This window comes from Kitasatospora sp. NPDC057512, from assembly GCF_042802135.1.
Taxonomy (GTDB): domain Bacteria; phylum Actinomycetota; class Actinomycetes; order Streptomycetales; family Streptomycetaceae; genus Kitasatospora.
In genome coordinates this window covers 1-24,092 of sequence record NZ_JBHVET010000040.1, presented here as the reverse complement: position 1 = coordinate 24,092, position 24,092 = coordinate 1, and the positions used below count along the sequence as shown (strand labels likewise).

At 71.6% G+C, this 24,092-nt stretch carries 22 protein-coding genes; 6 read left to right on the top strand and 16 right to left on the bottom strand.

Annotated elements, in window-relative coordinates; translation table 11 throughout:
* Positions 1 to 89: 89 nt before the first annotated feature.
* The 6 genes from ACFU6K_RS05240 to ACFU6K_RS05215 all read right to left on the bottom strand — a co-directional run bounded on the left by ACFU6K_RS05240 (position 90) and on the right by ACFU6K_RS05215 (position 7,705).
* On the bottom strand, positions 90 to 1,883 hold the full coding sequence (locus ACFU6K_RS05240; protein ID WP_380660991.1) for a bifunctional metallophosphatase/5'-nucleotidase: 1,794 nt from the start codon (positions 1,881 to 1,883) through the stop codon (positions 90 to 92).
* A 191-nt stretch (positions 1,884 to 2,074) separates the two neighbouring features.
* A complete protein-coding gene (locus tag ACFU6K_RS05235; protein WP_380660990.1) occupies positions 2,075 to 3,424 on the bottom strand; it encodes an ATP-binding protein in 1,350 nt (449 codons plus the stop codon).
* A gap of 90 nt (positions 3,425 to 3,514) precedes the next feature.
* Complete coding sequence (locus tag ACFU6K_RS05230; RefSeq protein WP_049654294.1) at positions 3,515 to 5,089, bottom strand: SCO6880 family protein; 1,575 nt, start codon at positions 5,087 to 5,089, stop codon at positions 3,515 to 3,517.
* Between the two features lie 7 nt (positions 5,090 to 5,096).
* The gene (locus tag ACFU6K_RS05225; protein ID WP_380660989.1) at positions 5,097 to 6,350 is read right to left on the bottom strand and encodes a hypothetical protein; all 1,254 of its coding nucleotides are present in this window, start codon (positions 6,348 to 6,350) and stop codon (positions 5,097 to 5,099) included.
* Between the two features lie 34 nt (positions 6,351 to 6,384).
* The gene (locus tag ACFU6K_RS05220) at positions 6,385 to 7,188 is read right to left on the bottom strand and encodes a hypothetical protein (protein WP_380660988.1); all 804 of its coding nucleotides are present in this window, start codon (positions 7,186 to 7,188) and stop codon (positions 6,385 to 6,387) included.
* A 166-nt stretch (positions 7,189 to 7,354) separates the two neighbouring features.
* Complete coding sequence (locus ACFU6K_RS05215) at positions 7,355 to 7,705, bottom strand: hypothetical protein (protein WP_359914191.1); 351 nt, start codon at positions 7,703 to 7,705, stop codon at positions 7,355 to 7,357.
* Positions 7,706 to 7,953: 248 nt separating this feature from the next.
* Between ACFU6K_RS05215 and ACFU6K_RS05210 the strand changes: the two genes are divergently transcribed.
* Both ACFU6K_RS05210 and ACFU6K_RS05205 read left to right on the top strand, forming a co-directional pair.
* On the top strand, positions 7,954 to 9,165 hold the full coding sequence (locus tag ACFU6K_RS05210; RefSeq protein WP_380660987.1) for an NlpC/P60 family protein: 1,212 nt from the start codon (positions 7,954 to 7,956) through the stop codon (positions 9,163 to 9,165).
* A gap of 193 nt (positions 9,166 to 9,358) precedes the next feature.
* A complete protein-coding gene (locus ACFU6K_RS05205; protein WP_074006422.1) occupies positions 9,359 to 10,081 on the top strand; it encodes a phosphatase PAP2 family protein in 723 nt (240 codons plus the stop codon).
* A gap of 44 nt (positions 10,082 to 10,125) precedes the next feature.
* Here the strand turns inward: ACFU6K_RS05205 and ACFU6K_RS05200 are convergent, their stop codons facing one another.
* Positions 10,126 to 10,317 (bottom strand): hypothetical protein, encoded by a 192-nt coding sequence (locus ACFU6K_RS05200; RefSeq protein ID WP_380660986.1) that lies wholly within the window; start codon positions 10,315 to 10,317, stop codon positions 10,126 to 10,128.
* A gap of 159 nt (positions 10,318 to 10,476) precedes the next feature.
* Between ACFU6K_RS05200 and ACFU6K_RS05195 the strand changes: the two genes are divergently transcribed.
* The gene (locus tag ACFU6K_RS05195) at positions 10,477 to 11,376 is read left to right on the top strand and encodes a hypothetical protein (protein WP_380660985.1); all 900 of its coding nucleotides are present in this window, start codon (positions 10,477 to 10,479) and stop codon (positions 11,374 to 11,376) included.
* A 198-nt stretch (positions 11,377 to 11,574) separates the two neighbouring features.
* Positions 11,575 to 11,763, top strand: coding sequence for a hypothetical protein (locus tag ACFU6K_RS05190; protein WP_049655983.1), 189 nt, complete (start codon positions 11,575 to 11,577; stop codon positions 11,761 to 11,763).
* Between the two features lie 46 nt (positions 11,764 to 11,809).
* Here the strand turns inward: ACFU6K_RS05190 and ACFU6K_RS05185 are convergent, their stop codons facing one another.
* The gene (locus ACFU6K_RS05185) at positions 11,810 to 12,178 is read right to left on the bottom strand and encodes a metal-sensitive transcriptional regulator (RefSeq protein WP_049655968.1); all 369 of its coding nucleotides are present in this window, start codon (positions 12,176 to 12,178) and stop codon (positions 11,810 to 11,812) included.
* 361 nt (positions 12,179 to 12,539) lie between these two features.
* Between ACFU6K_RS05185 and ACFU6K_RS05180 the strand changes: the two genes are divergently transcribed.
* Together ACFU6K_RS05180 and ACFU6K_RS05175 are read left to right on the top strand one after the other, a co-directional pair.
* Positions 12,540 to 13,160, top strand: a complete 621-nt coding sequence (locus tag ACFU6K_RS05180) for a DUF47 domain-containing protein (RefSeq protein WP_030059626.1) — start codon at positions 12,540 to 12,542, stop codon at positions 13,158 to 13,160.
* Positions 13,161 to 13,165: 5 nt separating this feature from the next.
* A complete protein-coding gene (locus tag ACFU6K_RS05175; RefSeq protein WP_380660984.1) occupies positions 13,166 to 14,161 on the top strand; it encodes an anion permease in 996 nt (331 codons plus the stop codon).
* Between the two features lie 186 nt (positions 14,162 to 14,347).
* On the opposite strand, the gene pstB is transcribed toward ACFU6K_RS05175, so the two are convergent.
* From pstB to mshD, 8 genes are all read right to left on the bottom strand, one after another.
* Positions 14,348 to 15,124 carry a phosphate ABC transporter ATP-binding protein PstB gene (gene pstB, locus ACFU6K_RS05170; protein WP_380660983.1) on the bottom strand — a complete coding sequence of 259 codons (777 nt, stop codon included), beginning with the start codon at positions 15,122 to 15,124 and terminating at the stop codon, positions 14,348 to 14,350.
* Between the two features lie 42 nt (positions 15,125 to 15,166).
* Positions 15,167 to 16,237 (bottom strand): phosphate ABC transporter permease PstA, encoded by a 1,071-nt coding sequence (gene pstA / locus ACFU6K_RS05165; protein WP_380660982.1) that lies wholly within the window; start codon positions 16,235 to 16,237, stop codon positions 15,167 to 15,169.
* Positions 16,234 to 17,211: a phosphate ABC transporter permease subunit PstC gene (gene pstC, locus ACFU6K_RS05160; RefSeq protein ID WP_380660981.1), complete on the bottom strand. Its 978-nt coding sequence runs from the start codon at positions 17,209 to 17,211 to the stop codon at positions 16,234 to 16,236. Before pstC ends, pstA begins: the two co-directional genes overlap by 4 nt.
* A 150-nt stretch (positions 17,212 to 17,361) precedes the next feature.
* A complete protein-coding gene (pstS, locus tag ACFU6K_RS05155) occupies positions 17,362 to 18,495 on the bottom strand; it encodes a phosphate ABC transporter substrate-binding protein PstS (protein WP_380660980.1) in 1,134 nt (377 codons plus the stop codon).
* Positions 18,496 to 18,722: 227 nt separating this feature from the next.
* Entirely contained in the window at positions 18,723 to 19,238 is a 516-nt protein-coding gene (locus ACFU6K_RS05150; RefSeq protein WP_380660979.1) for an NUDIX hydrolase, read from the bottom strand.
* Position 19,239: 1 nt separating this feature from the next.
* Positions 19,240 to 20,328 (bottom strand): CHAD domain-containing protein, encoded by a 1,089-nt coding sequence (locus tag ACFU6K_RS05145; RefSeq protein ID WP_380660978.1) that lies wholly within the window; start codon positions 20,326 to 20,328, stop codon positions 19,240 to 19,242.
* Between the two features lie 121 nt (positions 20,329 to 20,449).
* Positions 20,450 to 22,720 (bottom strand): RNA degradosome polyphosphate kinase, encoded by a 2,271-nt coding sequence (locus tag ACFU6K_RS05140; RefSeq protein ID WP_380660977.1) that lies wholly within the window; start codon positions 22,718 to 22,720, stop codon positions 20,450 to 20,452.
* Between the two features lie 268 nt (positions 22,721 to 22,988).
* On the bottom strand, positions 22,989 to 23,957 hold the full coding sequence (gene mshD, locus ACFU6K_RS05135) for a mycothiol synthase (protein WP_380660975.1): 969 nt from the start codon (positions 23,955 to 23,957) through the stop codon (positions 22,989 to 22,991).
* Positions 23,958 to 24,092: the final 135 nt, after the last annotated feature.

Below are 24,092 nucleotides of genomic sequence, written 5' to 3'. Positions count from 1 at the left end.
AAGAGACAGTGACGAAGGGGCGGGTGGGGCGCCCCGACAGCGCCCCACCCACCCCCTCCCAGGGCTCACGCCCCGGAGCCGGCTCACGGTCAGTCGATGTCGCTGCCCGGGCCGATGACCTTGATCCGGTCCTGCGCCGGGGCCTTGAGCGGCGAGGCCGCCGTGCTGTGGGCGCTCAGGTAGGCCGCGAAGACGTCCAGGTCCGAGGCGCCGACCAGCTTGTCGGTGCCGGCCGCGAAGGCCGGGAAGCCGTCGCCGCCGCCGGCCAGGAACTCGTTGGCCGCGACCCGGTAGCCGGCGGCCGGGTCGACCGGGGCGCCGTTCAGCCGCACCGAGTCCACGACCACCCGGTCCGCACCGGTCTTGCGCATGTCCAGGGTGTAGTGCAGGTTCGAGGACACCTGGAGGATCTTCGGCGCGGCCGCGTTGGAACCGCTCACCTGCTGCTGGAGCAGCTGGATCAGCTGGGCCCCGGTCAGCGTCTTGACCTGCATCATGTTGGTGAACGGCTGGACGGTGAACGCCTCGCCGTAGGTCACCACGCCGTCGCCCTCGCCGCCCGAGGCCTTGTAGACCAGGTCGGAGCGGATGCCACCGGGGTTCATGAAGGCGACCTGCGCGCCGCCCTTGTCGGCCGGGGCCAGCCCGGCGAGCTGCGCGTCGGCGATCACGTCACCGAGCGGCTTCTCCAGGTCGCCGCTGCCGCGGCCGTTGATGTCCGAGGCGACGTAGCCGACCGGACGGTTGGCGATCGGGGCGGCCAGCTTGGAGTAGTGGTCGACCAGCGCCGTCATGTCGGACGCCTTCTCGACCGTGCGGCGCACCACGTGGTTCTCGGCCTTGACCGAGGGACGCACGATCTCGCCGGTGGTCTTGTCCAGCTTCATGTCGATCTCGGTGAAGAGCCGACCGAAGGAGGCGGCACTGGTCACCGAGCGCGGGACGCCGTTGGGGTCGGGGATGCTGCAGGCGTACGCGTTGTGGGTGTGGCCGGTGACGATCGCGCCGACCGCCGGGTCGATCTTCTTGGCGATGTCGACGATCGGGCCGGAGACGCCCTGGCCGGCCGCGCCGCAGTCGTAGTTGTAGACGCTGCTGGCCGGGTATCCGCCCTCGTGGATCAGCGCGACGATCGAGTTGACGCCCTTGGCCTTGAGCTCGGCGGCGTACTTGTTGATCGTGGTGACCTCGTTGGCGAACTTCAGGCCCTTGACGCCCTCGGCGGTCACGATGTTCGGCGTGCCCTCCAGGGTGACGCCGATGAAGCCGACCTTCACGCCCTGGGACTTGGTCACCCAGTAGGGCGCCAGCAGCGGCTTGCCGCTCTTCTCGTCGGTGACGTTGGCCGACAGGTAGTTGAAGTTGGCGCCCTTGAAGGTGCGGCCGGGCTCGTAGCAGCCGTCGGTCGGGTGGCAGCCGCCGTCCTGCATCCGACGCAGCTCCTGCGCGCCCTCGTCGAACTCGTGGTTGCCCACGGAGGTGACGTCCAGGCCGAGCTTGTCCATCGCCTCGATGGTCGGCTCGTCGTGGAAGAGCGCCGAGGTCAGCGGGCTGGCACCGATGATGTCGCCGGCCGCGACGGTGATCGAGTCGTCGGCCGGGATGCGCGCCTTGCGCAGCTCGGTGGCCAGGTACTCGATGCCGCCGGCCGGGGTGGCGACCTCCTTGCCGGTGGCCGGGTCGATCTCCTTGACCGTGCCGGACGAACCGGCCGGAGGCTCCAGGTTGCCGTGGAAGTCGTTGATCGCCAGCAGCTGGAGGTTGACGGTCTTGTGGCGCTTGGCGTCGGCGGCCTGGGCGGCCGTCGGCACGACGACCGTGCCGAACAGACCAGCGGCGGCGACGACGGCGAGCGCCGTCCGTCGGGATCTGACGGTGAGCATGAAGGGTTCCCCTGCACCTTGGAGGGAGCACCGGCTGCGGACAGCGGCGGCGTTCGGGCATGTGACATGTGTTGCGACTGCGAAGCCTAGGGTCAACGCGCGTAGCTGTCAGGACCTCGAACGTAACGAGAGGATTACCTACGGACGAACCGTCACCGTCCGCCGGGTGCGGAGCCTGCGGAGAAGGCCCCTCAGACCCCCGGCTCGGCCGCCAACTTCTGGTCCGCACGCACCCGTTCGGCCACCGCGTCCTCGGTCATCGCGCGGTCGGTGTAGACCAGCGGGCGCTCCGCCTCGGTGATGATGTGTTTGACCACCTGGACGTTGCTGTTGACGTCCCAGACCGCGATGCCCGGCGACAGGGTCGGGATGATCTCCACCGCCCAGCGCGGCAGGCCCAGCACCCGGCCGGTGGCCCGCGCCTCCTCGGCCTTCTGCATGTAGATCGTCCGGGTGGAGGCCATCTTCAGGATCGCCGAGGCCTCCTTGGCCGCCGCGCCGTCCACCACGTCGGACAGGTGGTGGACCACCGCGACGAAGGAGAGGCCGAGCCGGCGGCCGAACTTCAGCAGCCGCTGGAACAGTTGGGCCACGAAGGGGCTGTTGATGATGTGCCAGGCCTCCTCGACCAGGAAGATGCGCTTCTTCCGGTCCGGCCGGATCCAGGTGTGCTCCAGCCACACCCCGACGATCGCCATCAGGATCGGCATCGCGATCGAGTTGCGGTCGATGTGCGAGAGGTCGAAGACGATCAGCGGCGCGTCCAGGTCGATGCCGTCGGTGGTCGACCCGTCGAACATGCCCCGCAGGTCGCCGTCGACCAGCCGGTCCAGCACCAGCGCCACGTCCAGGCCCCAGGACTGCACCTCGCCCACCGCCACGCCCAGCGACTCCACCGAGGACAGGTCGGGGTTGCGCAGGGTGTCGATGATGTCGTCCAGCACCGGCTGGCGGTCCTTCACCGAGGCCACCACGTGGGCGTGCGCGGCCTTCAGCGCGAAGCCGGCCCGCTCCTCCAGCCCGCGCCCCATCGCCACCTCGACGATGGTGCGCAGCAGCGACAGCTGGCCGTTCTGGGTGATCGCCGGGTCCAGCGGGTTGAGCTTCACCCCGCCGTCCCGGGCCGCCATCGGGTCCAGCCGGACCGGCTTTATGCCCAGCGCGTTGGCGATCAGGTTCCACTCGCCCACGCCGTCCTCGCCCTGCGCGTCCAGCACCACGACCTGGCGGTCGCGGAACCTCAGCTGCCGCAGCACGTACGTCTTCTCCAGCGCCGACTTGCCGTTGCCGGACTCGCCGAGCACCAGCCAGTGCGGGGCGGGCAGCTGCTGCCCGTACAGCTGGAAGGGGTCGTAGACGTACCCCTTGCCGCTGTACACCTCGCGCCCGATGATCACCCCGGAGTCGCCCAGCCCCGGCGCGGCGGTGGGCAGGTAGACGGCCTGCGCCTGGCCGGTGGAGGTGCGCACCGGCAGACGGGTGGTCTCCACCTTGCCGAACATCAGGCTGGTGAACGCCTCGGAGAGGTTGCCTAGCGCCATGGGCGGGCTCCTGACGGGTCAGCGGTGGACGGACGTACGGGTGTGCGGGTGCACGGGCGTGCGGGTGCACCGGTGTGCGGGTGCGTCCGCTCAGCGGCGGATGCCGGTGGCGAACGGGAGGGTGTTGACGAAGGCCCGGTGGTGCTCGCGGTCGCACCACTCCAGCTTGAGGTAGCTCTTGCCGGCCGAGGCCCGGATGGTCCGCTTGTCGCGGGCCAGCGCGTCGGGGTTGCGCGAGGAGACCGTGATGTAGCCGACCAGGTTCACCCCGGCCGCGCCGGAGGCCAGGTCGTCGCCGCGCTGGTCCACCCGGCCGGTGTGGGCCAGGTCGCGCGGGTCGACCGTGCGGTTCATCTTGGCCGCGCGACTGGCCTCGGCCTCGTCGTTGGTCTTCTCGGTCAGCATCCGCTCGATCGCGACGTCGGTGGGCTCCAGGTCCATCGTCACCGCGACCGTCCGGATCACGTCCGGGGTGTGCACCAGCAGCGGCGCCAGGAAGTTGACGCCCACCGGGGTGAGCGGCCACTCCTTGATCCACGCGGTGGCGTGGCACCACGGCTCCCGGGTCGCCGACTCCCGGGTCTTCGCCTGCAGGTACTGCGGGTCGGTCGCGTCCAGCTCGGCCGGCCAGGCGTTGCGCCGGGACATCGCCTGGATGTGGTCGATCGGGTGGTCCGGGTCGTACATCGAGTGCAGCAGCGAGGAGAGCCGGGCCTGGCCCAGCGGCTGGCGCACCCGGATGTCCGCCTCGGCCAGCCGGGCGCAGATGTCGGTCAGCTCGCGCGCCATCACGGCCGCCAGCCCCTCGTCGTCCCGCGCCCGCCGCCCGGTGGCCGTCCGGCCCATCGCGTGCGCCTCGGCGGCCAGGTCACGGGTGTAGTGCATGCAGGCCACCAGGTACGCCCGGTGCTGCTCCGAGGAGGTCGACACCATCGACTGGAGCTGGTCGTACGAGTCCTGCAGCCAGCGCGGCGAGGACGGGTCGCCGCGCCGCTCGACGTCCTTGGCGTGCGCGTCCGGGTCGGCCGGCAGGGTCCGGGCCAGGATCTGCAGCCGGGTCACGAAGCCGTCCCCGTTGGCGACGTGCTTCAGCAGCGTCCCGAAGCGGTCGACCAGGGCCTCCTGGTCCTCCGAGTCCCGCAGGCCCACGCCCGGGCCCTCGATCTCGATCGCGGCCGTCACCGTGCGCCGCTCCAGGTGCATCAGCACCCCGACCTCGTCCGGCCCGAACGGCGCCGTCAGCCAGCGCAACCGCCCCACCCCGGGCGGCGGGCCGACCTCCACCTCCCGGCCGTCCAGCCGGGTGCCGGCGTCCATCACGTCCGAACGCCACACCGCCCGCCCGCTGCGGACCGTCCGGCGGTAGGTGCGGTTGATCTCCACCCACTTGTAGAACGTCCGCCTGCGGTACGGCACGTACACCGCCGCGATGGCGAGCGCCGGCAGACCGACCAGACCGCCGATCCGCAGCGGCAGGACCGGCATCAGCAGGCCCCAGAGCATGCCGAGGAAGGCCCCGAAGATGATCAGCACGATCTCGCCGGACTCCCGGTTCCGGCCGATCGGCGCGTTCGGGCGGGCCTTGCCGATCAGGTAGGTGCGGCGCTGGTGCACGTACGGCTGGGCGTACTGGGCACCGTACTGGCCGAGCGGTTCACTGCTCACTTACCCGTCACCCTCCCTTCGCTGGATTGCTGTCGCGGATCGGAACCGGGCCCTGCTTCGGCCCGCCCTGCGGCGGCGGGGACGGCGTCCGCCCGGCGTGGGCGGCGATGCCCGGCGCGACCGAACCGCCGCCGGCACCCCCGCCGCCACCCGTACCGGCCGCCTGCGGACCGCGGTCGCCATGGGTGCTGATGCCCTGCTTCATCAGGTTCGCGGTGCCATTGATCATCGCCGAACCGGCCTGCACGGCATTGGCCCGGGCCCCGCGCATGTTCAGCATCTCGTCGCCGAAGCCCGGCACGAAGCGGTAGACCGAGGCGCTCGCGAAGATCGACAGGAACAGGATCGCCAGCCCGGACAGCACCCGGGCGAAGTCGTCGTCCGCCCCGGACCCGGTCGCCACCGCACCCGCCAGACCCAGGATGACCACGATGATCGGCTTCGCCAGGTCCACCGCCAGCATCACCCCCGCCCAGCGCCGCACGTGCTTCCACAGCTGCCGGTCCACCAGCCCCGCGTACACCGCCGTACCCAGCAGCGCGCCGACGTACAGCATCGCCGCCCGGATCAGCAGCTCCACCCAGAGCACCGCCGCCGCCAGCACCGCGACCAGCGACACGATCACGAGTATCAGCGGGCCGCCGCCCACGTCGCCCTTCTCCAACGTGTCGGCGAAACCCCCCAGGTACGACCCGGTGTCCGTCTTCGTCCCGACCGCGATCGCCTTGGTCAGCCCGTCCGTCACGCTCACCACGGTGTACAGGATCAACGGCGTGAACGCGGACGCCACCACCGTCAGCCACAGGAAGCCGATCGCCTCCGAGAACGCCGTCGCCAGCGGCGCCCCCCGCACCGCCCGCTTCGCCACCGCCAGCAGCCACAGCACCAGCGTGATCACCGTCGACACGGCGAACACCACGGCGTACTGCTGCAGGAACGACGCATTGGTGAAGTCCACCTGCGTCGTCCCGTCGATCGCCCCCGACAACTTCCGCACCACCCACGCCGCGGCCTGCGCACAACTCTTGGCCAACGACCCGAGCGGATCGGTCACGGCCCCGACGGTGCCGCTCCCGGGGAGGGAGCCACCGCCGGGCTTGTCCGCACAGAGAATGTCACTGCCCGAGATCGGCAGGTCAGGGCAGTTGGATTTGGTGGTGCCGCTCGGGTTCGGGGTCGGCGACGGCTCCGCGAACACCCGCTGGGCGGCCGACAGCGCCGCCACCTGCAAGGCGGCCAGCACCCCGGTGAGGGTGCCCACGCGGCGCCGTGCGCCGGAACGGCGTGAGGTCTGGTCAACGGGCAAGGCGGAACCCCCCGAACTGCTGGACGGCGCCGGTGATCTCATCGGCGGTGGCGGCCTGCTGGTCTGCGGGCAGCGGCGCGGGGCCCTGCCTGCTGGTGTAGTCGGTGAGCTTCCAGTCGCTGCCCGTCCAGTGCAGCGAGAGCGTGAGGGTGAACCAGTTGGTGGTCACCGGCTGGACGGAGTGCTCGCCGGCGAGGCCGGTGAGACCGGTGCACCACACCTCGACCTTGGCGTCGCCGTCGCTGTAACTCGTCGACTTGGCACCGACCGGTACCGTGCGGCTGACGAAGGTGAGGCCCTTGGGCGCGTGGCCCTGGGCGTCCAGGCCGTAGCGGGTGGCGGTGTCGCCGCCGAAGCCCTGGTCCAGCCGGCCCTGGAGTCCCGCCAGGGCGCCTGGGTCGGCGATGGTGGCGATGATGCCGTGCCGGCTGTCGGTGCGGAACATGTCCGCGGAGCCGATCGCCACCGCGTAGTTGGTGGCGGCCGACTGGGCGCCGGGTTCGGTGTGCGGGTAGCCGGTCGGGATGCCGTTGACGGTGGTGCCGACGGGCTGGTCGCCGCTGGGGGCGGGGCCGGCGCCGGCGCGGTCGGCGGAGGCGCCTCCGGTGCCGCTTCCGCTGCCGGGTGTGACGCGGTTGGCGATGGCGATGGCCACGACGAGCAGGGTGACGACCACCAGGACGGCCAGCAGGGCGCGCAGTGGCCGGGACTGATGGTGGTTCTGCTGGGGGGAGGACTGTTCGCCGACCGGCAGGCGCGTGCGGGTGCGCGGCTGGTCGTCGGACAACGGCACGGCGGCCCTCCTGGTGCGGGGAGCCGGGGCGGCTCCGGGGGCCCTCCGCCCGGGGGCGGGCGCGAGCGGAGGGTGGGAACGGGGGTGGGGTCCTGGCGGGCCGGCCGTCGGAGGGGGTCCGGACGGGGACCCGGCCTCAGGCAGTCGGACTACTGCTGTCCGATCGTCAGATCGCCATGCCGTAGACAATGGTGAACAGAGTGCCGAGTGATCCGATGATGAACACGCCGGTCAGTCCGGCGACGATCAGCCCCTTGCCCTGTTCGGCGCCGAAGCTGTCGCGCATCGCGGTCGCCCCGATCCGCTGCTTGGCCGCACCCCAGACCGCGATGCCGAGGCAGAGGAGGATGGCGACGGCCATGATGACCTCGACCATCACCCGCGCCTCCGACCCGAGGGTCGCGAACGGCCCCCAGTCCGGGGCGATTCCGCCGATGATGGTGTCGATGTTCGGCTTCTTGGGGGGGTCCTCGGCCAGGTGGCCGACCGCATTGGTGTGCACGCTGCTCAGGTTCATTTCCATCTCACCGCCCGATCAGGCAAATTCAAGGGCCCGGACCCGGCCCGCGCGAAGGGTCGGTACCTATTCTTGGCCAGATCTGATGTCGACTTGGCTACTTCTCGCGGATTGGTCGTGAGGCATCGGACACGTACGCGAGGATGTACACCGTACGAAGGATAGCGCTCACTGTTCGTATCTCTGATGATTGCGGTGAGCAACGCCTTCCGGGACACTTCGACTGACGACTCGTCGGGATGGTGCTGATGGTACTCCGGAAGGCCGGTACGGCCGCCGTCGCTGCGGGAGTTGTTGGTTTCGGGTTCATCGGGCTGGTGACGATAGGGACTTATGCGGCGAGTGGGACGCCGCAGCAGGCGGCGAATCGTTCCGCCCTGTCCCCCGGAACGGTCCCCGCGGCGTACCAGGACCCGATCCAGCGGTGGGGCGCGCTCTGCGCGGAGATCTCCCCTCCGATGCTCGCGGCGCAGCTGTACCAGGAGAGCGGGTTCGACCCCAAGGCGCGCTCCGGGGTCGGGGCGCAGGGCATGGCGCAGTTCATGCCGGGCACCTGGAGCTCGTACGCCACCGACGGCAACGGGGACGGCAAGGCGGACGTCTGGGACCCGCTGGACGCGATCGCCTCGGCGGCGACCTACGACTGCGCGATCGCCAAGCGGGTCGCGAAGGTCCCGGGCGACCCGCAGGCCAACCTGCTGGCGGCCTACAACGCCGGCGAGGGCGCGGTGGAGAAGTACAACGGGGTGCCGCCGTACCGGGAGACCCAGGGTTACGTGCGGAACATCCAGGCGATGGCCCGCAGTTTCACCGCGCCGGCCTCGCCGACCGCGCCGCTGGAGGTGTCCCCGCAGTCGTCGGCCGCGATCTACTTCGCGCAGACCAAGCTCGGCACCCCGTACCTGTGGGGCGGCGAGGGCCTGCCCTCGCAGAACGGGCGGTTCGACTGCTCGGGCCTGACCCAGGCCGCGTTCGCCAGCGTGGGCATCACCCTGCCCCGGGTGGCCAACGACCAGTGGTACGCCGGGCCGCACCCGTCGCGCGACCAGCTGCGGCCGGGCGACCTGGTGTTCTGGGCGACGGACCTGAGCGATCCGCGGAGCATCCACCACGTCGGGATCTACGTCGGCGGCGGGTACATGATCAACGCGCCGCACACCGGCGCGGTGATCCGCTACGACAAGATCGACACCCGGGAGTACATCGGCGCGACCCGGGTCACCTCGGACGGCGCCCAGGCACTGCCGACCCGCAACAACGACGGCGCGGTGAACGCCCCGAGCCGGCCGGGCGGGACGGAGCCCACCGCCCCGGCGGGAGGCCAGGGCGGCACCCAGGGCGGCGCACCGGGCAGTGCGCCGAGCGGTGCTCCGAGCGGCACCCCGGCGACCCCCGTCCGGCCGGCGGCCGCCGCCCCGCCCGCGCAGTCCGGGCCGAGCCCCACCGGGGCGGGAGGGTAGGCCCGAGGTGGCCGGGACGGCCGGGACCTGTGTGCGCGCTGTGGACGCTGAGTCACGTTTACATAACCGCGTGTTTCCATGGAACGCTGTGTCCCGGCGATGACGTTGGGTCCGGTGGCCCCCCGTCAGCTTTCGGCGCCGGGCGGGCCCCGGCGGGAACGAACAGGTGCAGTGGACCAGAAGGAGGTGCGGCGTGTCGACGCCGCTTGCCGACACGACCAACCCCGACCTCGATCTGCTCTACGCCGTGAACGGCCTGGCCAAGCGCTCCCCGCAGTGGCTTGACCACCTGGTCTCGTGGATCGGCGAGTACGGCATCCTGATCGGTCTGGCGATGCTCGGCCTGGTGGCCTGGCTCCAGGCCAGGCGCCGGCCGGACGCGCCGGTGGCGATGGCCGGGTTGCTCTGGGTGCCGCTCTCGGTGGCGGTCGCCGAGCTGGCGAACCTGCCGATCGCCGCGATCGTGAACCGCCCGCGCCCCTTCGTCGACCATCCGGGGCTGCTGGTGCTGGTGGACGGCAAGGCCGGCACCCACTCCTTCGTCAGCGACCACTCGACCATGACGATGGGCGTCGCGGTGGCGCTGTTCCTGGTGAACCGCAGACTGGGCTGGATCGCCGGCGGGCTGGCGCTCCTCCAGGGCTTCTGCCGGATGTTCATGGGCGTCCACTACCCGACCGACGTGATCGGCGGCTTCGCGCTGGCCGTCGCCGTGGTGCTGCTGCTGGCGCCGATCGCGATGGCGGTGCTGGTGCCGTTCTGCCACGCGCTGAGCCGGACGGCGGTCGCCCCGCTGATCCGGGCGCCCGAGCGCGGCGGCGCGGCCCGCGGCGGGGCCGGTCCGCGCGGCCGTCGGCGCGGGCGCGGGGCGGTGCGGGCCGGGGAGCAGCCGCCGGAGTCCGACCTCGCGGCCTGAGCCCGCGGGCGGACGCGGTCAGCCGGTCCAGGCGGTCCAGGCGGTCAGTCCGGCTCGGCGCCGTTCCCGGCGAGGTGGTCGGCCCCCTCACGGCGGGCCAGGTCGCGCGAGCGGCGGGCCGGGGAGTACCAGCCGCAGCTGCAGGTCGCGAAGGCGAAGGAACCGCGCTCGCTGATCGCGAGGCGGTGTTCGGGCATCCTGGTGGTGCCGGGTGCGACCGGCAGCTCACTGTGCACGTGGTTCACCGTAACGCGCCGGACGCCCCCCGCGCGACGCTCCGACGGCACCGGCCCCGTAACCCTTCGCGCCCCAACTCGTTTGCCCGGAAAGAGCTCTGCCCACCGGTGGTGTCCGGCGGGGCAGTCGGGCCCGAGGGGGTTGTCGCGAGGATGAAGATGACCGACCAGCAGCGCACCGGACGGCCGGCACGCCGGCCGGGTCCGCACCTGCGCTCGGCGGCCGGGGCCGCCCTGCTCACCGCCGCCCTGGCGGCGGGGGCCGCCGGCTGCTCCGGAGGATCCACCGACGGCTCCTCCGACCAGCAGTCGGCCGCGCCCGACCAGCTCGCCGCGGACCCGCTGACGGCGGTGCGCAACGCCGCCGACATCACCGGCCGCACCGGCTCCGCGCACACCGCGACGGAGCTGGTCACCGAGTCCGCCGAGAAGAAGGCCTCGTTCAGCGGCGCGGGCGGCTACGACTACGTCAAGCGGATCGGCCGGCTGGAGGTCCAGGTGCCGCCGGGCGCGGCGACCACCGGGAAGATCGTCGAGGTGGTCCTGCCGGGCACCGTCTACCTCCAGAACAGCGGCGCCAAGGTCCCCGAGGGCAAGTGGGTCAAGCTGGACGTGCGTCAGCTGCCGGACGGCAACCTGGTCAGCAGCGGCGCCACCGACCCGGCCTCGGCGGCGGGGGCGCTGCGCGGGGCGCAGAAGGCGGAGGCGGTGGGCACCGAGACCGTCGACGGCGTCACGCTGCACCACTACCGGGGCACCCTGGACCTCGCGAAGGCGGCCGACGCGACCGGCGGGCGGGGCGGGGACGGCCTGCGGACGGGCGCGCAGACCTTCACCGTCAAGGAGGTCCCGTACGACGCCTGGCTGGACGACCAGGGCCGGCTGCGCAAGGTGGTCGAGGTGTTCACCTTCGCCGGGGTGGCCGGGTCGAAGGAGTCCAAGGACCAGGTGAGGGTGACGTCGACGACCTCGTTGGCGGACTTCGGCAAGCCGGTGGAGGCGGCCGAGCCCGCGGCCTCGGACATCTACCAGATGAAGCCCACGGAGAGCCCGAAGTAGGGCGGGTCCGACGCTCCCCGGGCTGCCGGGGCGAGACGGGGTGCGGCCGGGGCGGGTGGCCGTCCGGGGAGCGACGGCCACCCGTTTCGGCGGTGCCGAGATGGCCCGTCCGTGCCATGTGGACGGGCCCCGGAGTGCCTAGGCTGGGCTCCGGGTGGCTGCCGCCCGGGCTGGCGAGGCACTGAAGGGGTGGTGCAGGTGGTGTCGTCCACGGGCGGCCGCAGCGGCGGCCACGACGACGCGGCCCTCGACGAGATCGATCTGGCCGGGGAGCTGATGATCGCCGCGACGGCCAGCTCCGGCGACCGGCTGCCGACCGAGCGGATCGACGAGGTGCTGCTGGACCGGAGCGAACCCGGGCAGGCCGACCGGGAGGCCGACGGCTAGCGGGGCCCCGCTGGGCGGGCCCCCGGAGCGGCGGACGGCCGACGGCTCAGCTGCGCAGCAGGCGGCTGATCGCGGCGGTGGCCTCGGCCACCTTGGCGTCCAGTTCGGCGCCGCCCTCCTCGGCGGCCGCGGCGACGCAGTGCCGCAGGTGCTCCTCCAGCAGGGAGAGCGCGAAGGACTGCAGCGCCTTGGTGCCGGCCGAGACCTGGGTGAGCACGTCGATGCAGTAGACGTCCTCGTCGACCATGCGCTGGAGGCCGCGGATCTGGCCCTCGATCCGGCGCAGCCGCTTGAGGTGGGCGTCCTTCTGCGCGCTGTAGCCGTGCGGGCCGTGGTGCCCGGCCGGGGCGTGGCCGGCGTGCGGGTCGGTCCCCTGCGCGTGCTCCGGCTCGGTGCGCGCTTGCGTGGTGGTCATCGGCCCCGCCTTCGTCTCAGTGCCTGGTGGCTGCGTCGGCCACCAGTGTCCAACACCGGGGCCCTCCGTGGTGTTCCGACGGCCGACCCGGCACGTGCCGCGGGGCCGGGAGCGGGGGTGCCCGGCGGTTCACCCGTCTGAGCGGCGCCCCGATCTTCCGTACGCACGACGGGGACAATCCGGGCGAGGTTCCGTCAGACTGAGGGCTCGAGTCCGCACGTGGCGGTGCGGTCCGGATCAGCCGGTGCGGCAGCCGAACGGAAGGGGAGGTTCCGGCTCCTTCCCCGGCCCCCCGTTTGCGTGATTGCGCTTGGTTGCACCTAGCATCGTTCAGTCCCTACCCCGCACATCGGAGATTTCCGTGCGTTTTAGCCTGACCCCGAAGGAGACGAGCTTCTACGACATGTTCGCCGCCGCGGCGGAGAACCTCGTCGTAGGATCGAAGCTCCTCTTGGAGCTGCTGGGATCAGACGTGTCGGCCCGTGCGGAGATCGTCGAGCGCATGCGCGCCGCCGAGCACGCCGGGGACGACACCACCCACGCCGTCTTCCACCAGCTGAACTCGTCCTTCATCACGCCCTTCGACCGCGAGGACATCTACAGCCTCGCCTCGTCGCTGGACGACATCATGGACTTCATGGAGGAGGCCGTCGACCTGGTCGTCCTCTACGACATCCAGACCCTCCCGAAGGGCATCGAGCAGCAGATCGAGGTGCTGGCGCGCGCCGCGGAGCTCACCGCCGAGGCGATGCCGAACCTGCGCAGCATGTCCAACCTCACCGAGTACTGGATCGAGGTCAACCGGCTGGAGAACCAGGCCGACCAGATCCACCGCAAGCTGCTCGCCCACCTGTTCTCCGGTCAGTACGACGCCATCGAGGTCCTCAAGCTCAAGCAGGTCGTGGACGTCCTTGAGGAGGCGGCGGACGCGTTCGAACACGTCGCCAACACGGTGGAGACCATCGCCGTCAAGGAGTCCTGACCCTCGTGGACACGGCAGCACTCATCGCCGTCATCGGCGTTGCGTTCTTCTTCACGTACACCAACGGCTTCCACGACTCGGCGAACGCGATCGCCACCTCGGTCTCCACCCGGGCGCTCACCCCCCGGGCGGCGCTGGCGATGGCCGCGGTGATGAACCTGGCCGGCGCGTTCCTCGGCAGCGGCGTGGCGCACACCGTCTCCAAGGGGATCATCGAGACCCCAACCGGCGACAAGGGCATGGTGATCCTGTTCGCCGCCCTGGTCGGGGCGATCGCCTGGAACCTGGTCACCTGGTACTTCGGCCTGCCGTCCTCCTCCTCGCACGCGCTGTTCGGCGGCATGGTGGGCGCGGCGATGGCCGGCGGCATCGAGGTGATCTGGAGCGGGGTCCTCGACAAGATCGTCATCCCGATGATCGTCTCGCCGGTGGTCGGCCTGGTCGGCGGCTTCCTGGTGATGCTGGCGATCCTGTGGATCTTCCGCCGGGCCAACCCGCACAAGGCCAAGCGCAACTTCCGGGTCGCCCAGACCGCCTCGGCCGCCGCGATGGCGCTGGCGCACGGCCTCCAGGACGCCCAGAAGACCATGGGCATCGTGGTGATGGCGCTCACCATCTCCGGCCACCAGTCCGGCAACGGGATCCCGGTCTGGGTGAAGATCTCCTGCGCGACCATGCTCTCGCTGGGCACCTACGCGGGCGGCTGGCGGATCATGCGGACGCTCGGACGCAAGATCATCGAGCTGGACCCGCCGCAGGGCTTCGCCGCCGAGGCCACCGCCGCCACGGTCATGTACGTCACCTCGTTCGTCTTCAAGGCGCCGATCTCCACCACCCACGTGATCACCGCGGCGATCATGGGCGCGGGGGCCACCAAGCGGATCCGCGCGGTGCGCTGGGGCGTCGCGAAGAACATCGTGCTCGGCTGGTTCATCACGATGCCGGCGGCCGCGCTCGTCGCGGCGCTGGTGTACTGGTTCGCCCACCTGTTCTGGGGCTGACGCCCCGCCGGGACCCGCGGAGCAGGACGCAAAGAGCAGGACGCACGAACGGACAGGGCCCGCCCCCACATCTCGGGGGCGGGCCCTTTTCCATGCCCCGCGGCGGCACCGCCATGCAGCACCACGGGACAGCTCGCGGTCCGTCACGCTCCTCGGCGCCGGCGCGCCGCCCGTGACGGGGCCGGTCTAGCCGAAGCGGCCGGAGATGTAGTCCTCGGTCGCCTGGACCTGCGGGTTGGAGAAGATCCGCTGGGTGTCGTCCAGCTCGACCAGCTTGCCCGGCTGGCCGACGCCGGCCAGGTTGAAGAAGGCGGTGCGGTCGCTGACGCGGGCCGCCTGCTGCATGTTGTGGGTCACGATGACGATGGTGAACTGCTCCTTCAGCTCGCCGATCAGGTCCTCGATGGCGAGGGTGGAGATCGGGTCGAGCGCGGAGCAGGGCTCGTCCATCAGCAGGACCTGGGGCTCGACCGCGATGGCGCGGGCGATGCACAGGCGCTGCTGCTGACCGCCGGAGAGGCCGGCCCCCGGCTTGTTCAGCCGGTTGTGGACCTCCTTCCAGAGGTTGGCGCCCTTCAGCGAGCGCTCCACCACCTCGTCCAGCACGGACTTCTTCTTCACGCCGGCGAGCCGGAGACCGGCGATCACGTTGTCGTAGATCGACATGGTCGGGAACGGGTTCGGGCGCTGGAAGACCATGCCGACCGAGCGGCGCACGGCGACCGGGTCGACGTTGGAGGCGTACAGGTTCTCGTCGTCCAGGAGGACCTTGCCCTCGACCCGGGCGCCCGGGATCACCTCGTGCATCCGGTTGAGGGTCCGCAGGAAGGTGGACTTGCCGCAGCCGGAGGGGCCGATGAAGGCGGTCACCGAGCGGGGCTCGATGCTCATCGAGATGTCCTCGATGGCCTTGGTGGTGCCGTAGAAGGCCGACAGTCCGCTGACGTCGATGCGCTTGGCCATGATCGTTGCTTCTCTCGTCTGTCTCGTACGTCAGTCGGTCGCTCAGTGCCCGCCCTTGGGCGAGCGCCAGCGCGCGATGCCCCGGGCGATGAGGTTGAGCCCCATCACGAAGGCGATCAGCACCAGCGCCGCGCCCCAGGCACGGGCGTAGCCGAAGTCGTTGTTGACCTGGGAGTACTGCAGCCAGATGTACATCGGCAGGGACTGCTGCGGTCCTTCGAACGGGTTGCCGTTGATGTAGTCGGCGCCGAACACCAGCATCATCACCGGGGCGGTCTCGCCCGTGATGCGGGCGACCGCGAGCATCACACCGGTGGTGATGCCGCCGATCGCGGTGGGGAGGACGATCCGCAGGATGGTCTTCCACTTCGGCACGCCGAGCGCGTACGAGGCCTCACGCAGCTCGTTCGGGACGAGCTTCAGCATCTCCTCGGTGGACCGGACCACGACCGGCATCATCAGGATCGCCAGCGCGAGGCTGCCCGAGAAGCCGGAGTAGCTGAAGCCCAGCGCGATGTTCCAGACCGAGAGGACGAACAGACCGGCGACGATCGACGGGATGCCCGTCATGACGTCGACGAAGAAGGTGACCGCCTTGGCGAGCGTGCCGCGGCCGTACTCGACCAGGTAGACGGCGGTCAGCAGACCGATCGGGGCGGCGATGGCGGTGGCCAGGCCGACCTGCTCCAGGGTGCCGATCAGCGCGTGGTAGATGCCGCCGCCGGGCCCGGACTGGATCACGCCCTTCATGGAGTGGCTCAGGAAGTTCCCGTCGACCACGTGGATGCCCTGCTGGACGGTGTAGACCGTCAGGGCGACCAGCGGGACGACGGCCAGGATGAAGGCGACCCAGACCACCGAGGTGGCGAGCCGGTCCTTGGCCTGCCGGTGCCCCTCGACCCGGGCCGAGAGGGTGTAGCTGACCAGGACGAAGAGCAGGCCCGAGATCAGGCCCCACTGGAGGTGGCTGGCCAGCCCGCCGAGCGCGCCGATCGCGCAGCCGAGGGCGATCGAGCCGGCGGCGACGGCGGCCGGGGTCCACTTGGGCAGGCGGTTGGCGGTCAGCGGACGGCCGACGGGTCGGGCGTCCTCGACGAGCGCGGTGACGGTCATGCGTTGGCCCCCGAGTACTCCTTGCGGCGGGCGATGATCAGTCGCGCGGCACCGTTCACCAGCAGGGTGATGACGAACAGGACGAGGCCGGAGGCCATCAGCGCGTTGCGGCCGTTGTCTCCGGCCTCGGCGAACTTCAGCGCGATGTTCTGCGCGAAGGTGCCGCCGCCCGCGTCGAGGATGTGCAGCGACAGGACGTTGCTGGCGGACAGCACCACCGCGACCGCGATGGTCTCGCCGAGCGCTCGGCCGAGGCCGAGCATCGAGGCCGAGATGATGCCGGGGCGGCCGAACGGCAGCACCGCGGTGCGGATCATCTCCCAGCGGGTCGCGCCGAGCGCGAGCGCCGCCTCCTCGTGCATCCGCGGCACCTGGCGGAACACCTCGCGGGAGACCGCGGTGATGATCGGCAGGACCATGATCGCCAGCAGGATGCCGACGGTGAACAGGTTGCGCGGGGTGCCGGTCCTGGTCTGGTCGAAGATGTACGTCCAGCCCAGGTACTCGTTGAGCCAGCTGGTCAGGCCGTCCATGTGCGGCACGAGGAAGAGCGCGCCCCAGAGGCCGTAGACGATGCTGGGGACGGCGGCGAGCAGGTCGACCAGGTAGGCGAACGGCTGGGCGATCCGGCGCGGCGCGTAGTGCGAGATGAACAGCGCGATCCCGATGGCCACCGGGACGGCGATCGCCATCGCGATGACGGCGCTGACGATGGTGCCGAAGGCCAGCACGGCGATGCCGAAGACGGGCTTCGGGGCGTCCGGCGTCCACTCGAAGGAGGTGAGGAAGTTGCCTTCGTTGGTGCTCAGGGCCAGGACCGACCGCCAGGTCAGGAACGCGGCGATGGCGGCCATGATGACCAGCAGCAGGATGCCCGAGCCCCGGGCGAGGTTCATGAAGATCTTGTCGCCGACCCGGCTGTCGCGCGGCCGGCGTTCCCTGCCTCGCGGGGCGGCAGGGGAGGATGAAGTCATTGGTCTACTCCGGTCTGGTGGTGCCGCCCCGGAAGGGGGACGGCACCATGGCGGCGGTGCCCCGGACGTGGTGCTGGGTGTGGTGCGTTCCGGTGGGGCGACCCCGGCCCCCCTCGCTCACGGGGCCGCCCCACCGGGGGTCCTGTCGGGTCAGGCCAGGGTGGCGATGACGCCGTTGACCTTGTCGGTCACGGTCTTCGGCAGCGGGACGTAGCCCTTCTCGCCGATGGCCTTCTGGCCCGCGTCGCTGGCCGTGTAGGTCAGGAAGGACTTCAGGGTGTCGAGGGTCTCGGCCTTGTTGCCCTTGTCGCAGACGATCTCGTAGGTGACCAGGACCAGCGGGTAGGAGCCCTCTTCCTTGGTCGCGTAGTCGAGCTTCAGGGCGAGGTCGCTGCCGGTGCCGGCGGCCTGGGCCTTGGCGATGGTGGTGGCGGCGTTCTCGGCGGTGGCCTCGACCGGCTTGGAGGCACCGGTGTTGATCGCGGCGCTCTTCAGGTTGTTGGTCTGGGCGTAGGCCAGCTCGACGTAGCTGATCGAGTTCTTGACCTGCTTCACCTGGGCCGAGACGCCGGCGCTGCCGTTGGCCGACTGGCCGAGCTTGCCCGTCCAGGCCTTGCCGGCCGGGTAGGACCAGGCGCCGCCGCCGGCGGCGGCGAAGTACTTGGTCAGGTTCTCGGTGGTGCCGGCGTCGTCCGAGCGGTGGAAGGTCTGGATCTCCGCGTCCGGCAGCTTGGCGCCCGGGTTCAGGGCGACGATCGCCGGGTCGTTCCACTTGGTGATCTGCGAGTCGAAGATCTTGGCGGAGGTCGGGCCGTCCAGGACCAGGTTGTCGACGCCGTCGACGTTGTAGACCAGCGAGATCAGGCCGCCGACCATCGGCAGGTCGATGCCCTGGCCGCCGGTGCAGACCGCCTTGGAGGCCTCGACCTCGGCCGGCTTGAGGGCCGAGTCGGAGCCGGCGAACTGGACCTTGCCCTGGTTGAACTGCTGGATGCCGGCACCGGAGCCGCCACCCTGGTAGTTGATCGTGGTACCGGAGCAGGCGGCGGCGAAGGTGGTCTTCCAGATGTCCATGGCCGCGCCCTGGGCGGTCGAACCGGCGGCGATCAGCGAACCGGCCTTGCCACAGTTGATCGGGCTGGCGGCGGCGGAGCCGCCGGCGCCGCCGGACGCGGTCGTGTTGTTGTTGTTGTCCGACCCGCAGGCGGCGAGCGACAGCGAGCTGACGAGCGCCATGGCACCGATCGCGAGGGCCTTGGAGCGGCCGTTCCGCTGGAGCTTCACAGGGGTTTCCCTTTCTGTGGCATTGCCCTTGGCGTGGGCCGTACGCGTACGGCCCAGCGCGGGTTCTGCTGTGGTCCGGGGCCCGTGCGGCCCTCCGGTGGTCCCGAAGTTAGGCCGGGTAAGTGACACGACAGCCGGTCGCAAGTGAACGGCGAGTGAACCTCGAACGGATGACAGGAAACTACGTCAGGTAGTAACGGTTGCGTCACGGGGAGGGCGCGGCGAGATCACTTCCACCGTTCCTTCACCGGCCCGGCCCCCGCGGCCCGCACCGGCTCCGCCCCCAGGACCGCCAGCAGGGCGTCGACCAGCAGCCGGTCCTGGTCGTGGGTGAGCCGTGCGCGCGCCTTCCCGGCCGGCAGCCACTCCAGCCGGTCCACCTCCCGGTTGGGCCGGAAGGACCCGCTCGACGGCACCGCCGCCCAGTAGCGGACCTCCTTCGGGCGGCCCTGCACCCGGTAGTGCTGGGTGGGCAACTCGGGGCCCAGCAGGCAGTGGAACCCGGTCTCCTCCCGGACCTCGCGCAGCGCCGCCTCGGCCATGCCCTCACCGGCTTCGAGCTTGCCCTTCGGCAAGCTCCAGTCGTCGTACTTGGGCCGGTGGACCAGCGCGATCCGCGGCCGCCCCAGCCGGCCGCTCTTCTTCGGCCGGCCCGGCAGCCACAGCACCGCGCCCGCCGCCAGGATCACCGGGCCGTGCCCCGCACCGGCCGCCGCCCGGCCGGTGCGCGGGCGCTCGCCCACCTCAGACCGTCCGGGGTGCGACGGAGTGCCCCCAGGCGTCGGCCGGGACGAGCTCCAGCCAGCCGTCCGGGCCGGGCGGCAGGTCCGGCCAGCGGCGGCCGACGGCGTACCGCGCCGACTCCACCTCCAGCCGCTGGTCGGCGTGCACCACGCCCAGCACGTACGCGGTCGCCGGGGTGATCCGCGGGGTGCGCGCCGCGGTGGCGGCGGTGACGGCGGCGTCCGCCGCCTCCTGCTGCCGGTCCAGCACCGCGTCCAGCCCGTCCAGCTCGGAGGACGCGCGGCCGCACACCTCCAGCGCGTACCGGGCCCGCTTCACCAGGATCCGCAACCGCGCCCAGGGCGCGTCGTCGGCGGCCAGCGCGGTGTCCGCGTCCGTCGCCCCGCGGGACGCCGGCACCGCGCCCAGCCGGCGCAGCCCGTCCCCGCCGTACGGCGTCGCGGCCCGCTGCAGCGGCAGCTGCTGGGCGCCCGCGGACAGTGCGGCGAACGCGGCGGCGGCCTGCGGCAGCAGCACCGCCGGGGCCCGGCCGTCCGCCGAGTCCAGCAGCGGCGCCTCGCCGACCAGCAGGGTCATCCGGTCCGCCAGCGCGTGCAGCCGGGCGGAGCGGAGCTCCTGGAGCACGGTGGAGTGCGCCCTGGTCCGGGCCAGCGTCAGCTGCCGGTCCAGCAGCGCGCGCGCCTTGGGGGCGCCCGCGTGGCCGGCCAGCATGCCCGTCCCATCCGGGTCGGTGCCGCTCAGCAGGTCCAGCGCGCCCAGCAGCCGGGCCGAGCGGCGGACGTAGCCGGGCTCCAGCGCCAACAGGTTGAGCAGCCAGCGCAGCTCGGTGCGGGACTCCTGCGCCCAGGTCTGCTCGAAGACCGGGCCGAAGGTGTGCAGCAGCCCGCCGATCCGCCGGACGGCCCGCAGCAGGTCCGAGGTGCCGGCCGACGGGACGGTCGAGGCCGTCCCGGGTCTGGCACCGACCTCCCCCACCGCCAGCGGCAGCGCGCGCAGGAAGGCGCCGGCCTGGACGGTGAGGTGGCGGGAGAGGATGTCCCCGGCGGTCGCTGTGGAGGCCGCCTGGGCCGTCATCGGCGCTTCGGTCATGGCGTGGTAGATCCCCGTTCCCCCGGGGCGGTCCCCCGGAGCTGGTGGCCGACCGCCGGAACAGGTCCCCTTCGGGCCTCGAAGGGCCCGACTGCTCCGGCGGTTCGCATCAGTGGGCGCGTCAGCGCGAGGTGGCGGCCCTGCGGCGCTGGCGCGAGTCGATCAGCAGGTCCTGGACGTGTCGCAGCGGCCGGCCCTCGGCGTCCTGCGAGTGCCGGGTCCAGGCGCCGTCCGGCCCCAGGTGCCAGGACTCGGTCTCGTCCGACGCCCCGAGGTCGATCAGCCCGGACAGCTCGGCGCGGTGCGCCGGATCGGTGATCCGCAGCAGCGCCTCGATCCGGCGGTCCAGGTTGCGGTGCATCATGTCGGCGCTGCCGATCCAGACCTCCGGATCGCCGTTGTTGCCGAACACGAAGATCCGGGAGTGCTCCAGGAAGCGGCCCAGGACGCTGCGGACCCGGATGTTCTCGCTCAGCCCGGGCACGCCCGGGCGGATCGCGCAGATCCCGCGCACCCAGACGTCCACCGGCACCCCGGCCTGGGAGGCCCGGTACAGCGCGTCGATCACGGCCTCGTCGACGATCGAGTTGACCTTGACCTTCACGTAGGCCGGGCGACCCGCCCGGTGGTGGGCGATCTCGTTGTGGATCCGCGCGACCAGCCCGTCGCGCAGGCCGCGCGGGGCGGTCAGCAGACGGCGGTAGGACTCGCGGCGCGAGTAGCCGGAGAGCCGGTTGAACAGGTCCGAGAGGTCCGCGCCGACCTGCGGGTCGGAGGTGAGCAGACCGAGGTCCTCGTACAGCCGGGCCGTCTTCGGGTGGTAGTTGCCGGTGCCGACGTGCGAGTAGCGGCGCAGGGTGTCGCCCTCCTGCCGGACCACCAGCGAGAGCTTGCAGTGCGTCTTCAGCCCGACCAGGCCGTACACCACGTGGCAGCCGGACTCCTCCAGCTTGCGGGCCCACTTGATGTTGGCCTGCTCGTCGAAGCGCGCCTTGATCTCGACCAGCACCAGCACCTGCTTGCCGGACTCGGCCGCGTCGATCAGCGCGTCGACGATCGGCGAGTCGCCGGAGGTGCGGTACAGGGTCTGCTTGATCGCCAGCACGTCCGGGTCGGCGGCGGCCTGCTCCAGGAAGGCCTGCACCGAGGTGGAGAAGCTGTCGTACGGGTGGTGCAGCAGGACGTCGCGCTCGCGCATCGCGGCGAAGATGTCCGGCTGGGAGGCCGACTCGACGTCGGTCAGCCCGCGGGCCGTGCCGGCCACGAACTTCGGGTACTTGAGCTCCGGGCGGTCCAGCTCGGCGATCCCGAACAGCCCGGTCAGGTCCAGCGGCCCGGGCAGCGGGAAGACCTCCGCCTCGGTGATGTTCAGCTCCCGCACCAGCAGGTCCAGGATGTACGGGTCGATCGACTCCTCGACCTCCAGCCGGACCGGCGGGCCGAAGCGCCGCCGCATCAGCTCCTTCTCCAGGGCCTTGAGGATGTTCTCGGTGTCGTCCTCCTCCACCTCCAGGTCCTCGTTGCGGGTGACGCGGAAGGCGTGGTGGGCCAGCACCTCCATCCCCGGGAAGAGCTCCTCCAGGTGGGCGCCCATCACGTCCTCCAGCGGGACGTACCGCTGGGGCGAGGCCTCCAGGAAGCGGGCCAGCGACTGCGGCACCTTGACCCGCGCGAAGTGCTTGTGCCCGGAGACCGGGTTGCGCACCACGACGGCCAGGTTCAGCGAGAGTCCCGATATGTACGGGAAGGGGTGCGCCGGGTCGACGGCCAGCGGGGTCAGCACGGGGAAGATCTTCTGCCGGAACAGCGTGTGCAGCCGGGCCTGCTCCTTCTCGGCCAGCTCCGACCAGCGGACCACCTCGATGCCCTCGGCGGCGAGGTCCGGCAGCACCTCCTGCTGGAAGGCGGCGGCGTGGCGGGCCATCAGCTCGCGCGAGCGGGTCCAGATCAGGTCCAGCACCTCGCGCGGCTGGAGGCCGGACGCGCTGCGCTGGGCGACGCCGGTGGCGATCCGGCGCTTGAGGCCGGCCACCCGGACCATGAAGAACTCGTCCAGGTTGCTCGCGAAGATCGCCAGGAACTTCGCCCGCTCCAACAGCGGGATGCCCGGGTCCTCGGCCAGCTCCAGGACCCGCTCGTTGAACGCGAGCCAACTGCGCTCGCGGTCCAGGAAGCGGCCCTGCGGCAGCGCTTCGAACTCCTCGTCGTCCGTGGCCGGCAGCTCCGGCGGGATCCCCAGCGCACCGGACATCCGGGCCGTGGGCGACAGCGGGGCAGAGACGGGGCGGGGGATGCTCATGGGCTCCAGCTCCTCCAGCAGCAGGACGGCGTCCGGACGCGATGGGCTCTGCGGGCCGTCGCCCTCGCCCCGGGCCGGACCCGGGGACAGCACCCACCCTCCGGGCGCGGTCCGTACAGGACCGGCCGGTGCGTGGCGGTCGACTCTGCACGAGCGAGACACTACGGACTTCATCCTGTGATCTTCGCGGCAGCAATTGAATCCACGGTAAACACCGCATGGCCGGGAGGAAAGCTGAGTCGGTCGGAGCAAGGGGCGTCGCCGTCCCGGCCCCTGTCCCGGCCGCTGTCCCGGCCCCTGTCCGCTCCTTGGTCCGCTCCCTGGTCCGCAACCGTTCCGGAGGCGGTCCGGCCGGTTGCGGCTAGGCCGGGTGGGGCGCCCGGTACGGGGCCCGGTACATGAGGTCCACCTCGTGAACGGTGAATCCCAGGCGTTCGTACACCCGCACGGCCACCGGGTTGTCGGCGTCGACGTAGAGGAGGACGGCGCCCAGTCCGCGCTCGCCGGCGCCGGTGCCGGTCAGGTGGCGAAGACCCGCCGCGGTCAGCGCCCGGCCGAGGCCGCTGCCCTGCTCCGCCGGGTCCACGCCGACCACGTACACCTCGCCGAGCTCGGGCTCGGTGGCGGTGGCCGGGTGCACCTTGGTCCAGTGGAAGCCGACCACCTTGCCGTCCCGGGTGGCGAGGAAGAAGCCGGCCGGGTCGAACCAGGGCTCGGCGATCCGCTCGGCCAGGTCCTGCTCGGTCCAGGTGCCCTGCTCGGGGTGGTGGGCGAAGGCCAGGGCGTTCAGCCGCAGCCACTCGGCGTCGTCCTCCCCCGGGCGGAAGGTGCGGAGCTCGATGCCCGCGGGGACGACCATATCCTCGGTCTGCGGGCCGGACCGGCGCATCTGGCGCAGTTCGCGGACCAGCTCCGCGCCGTACGCCTCGGCCAGGTGCCGGGCCGCCGGGTGTCCGCCGTGCACCCAGAAGTCCACCGCTTCGCGCCCCGCACGGTGGGCCTGCGCCAGGACGGCGTCCACCAGCGGGCGGGCCAGGCCGCGACCGCGGACGGCAGGATCGACCACCAGCTCGGCGGCGGGGTTGGCGGCCGGGTTCTCCGGCACCTCCAGCTGGCCGTAGCCGAGAACGGTTCCGGCTTCGGAACCGGTCTCCACGAGATGGACGACGCCCGGGCGCGGAGTCTCCGCGTTCCGCAGCCGGAGCCGGCCCTGCTCGGACACGGCGGCCCGGCCGTCCACCGCCTGGGCCTCCGCCAGAACACGCAGGGCGCCGTCGCGCTGCGCGGGCCGGAGCACATCGTTCGCAATGACCGCTGTCTGATCGTCCATGCCCTGACGATACGTCACCGGAAATGCGAAGAACCCCCATCCGGGACCCGGATGGGGGTTCTTCAGAAGAATTGTTCGGCGGCGTCCTACTCTCCCACAGGGTCCCCCCTGCAGTACCATCGGCGCTGTAAGGCT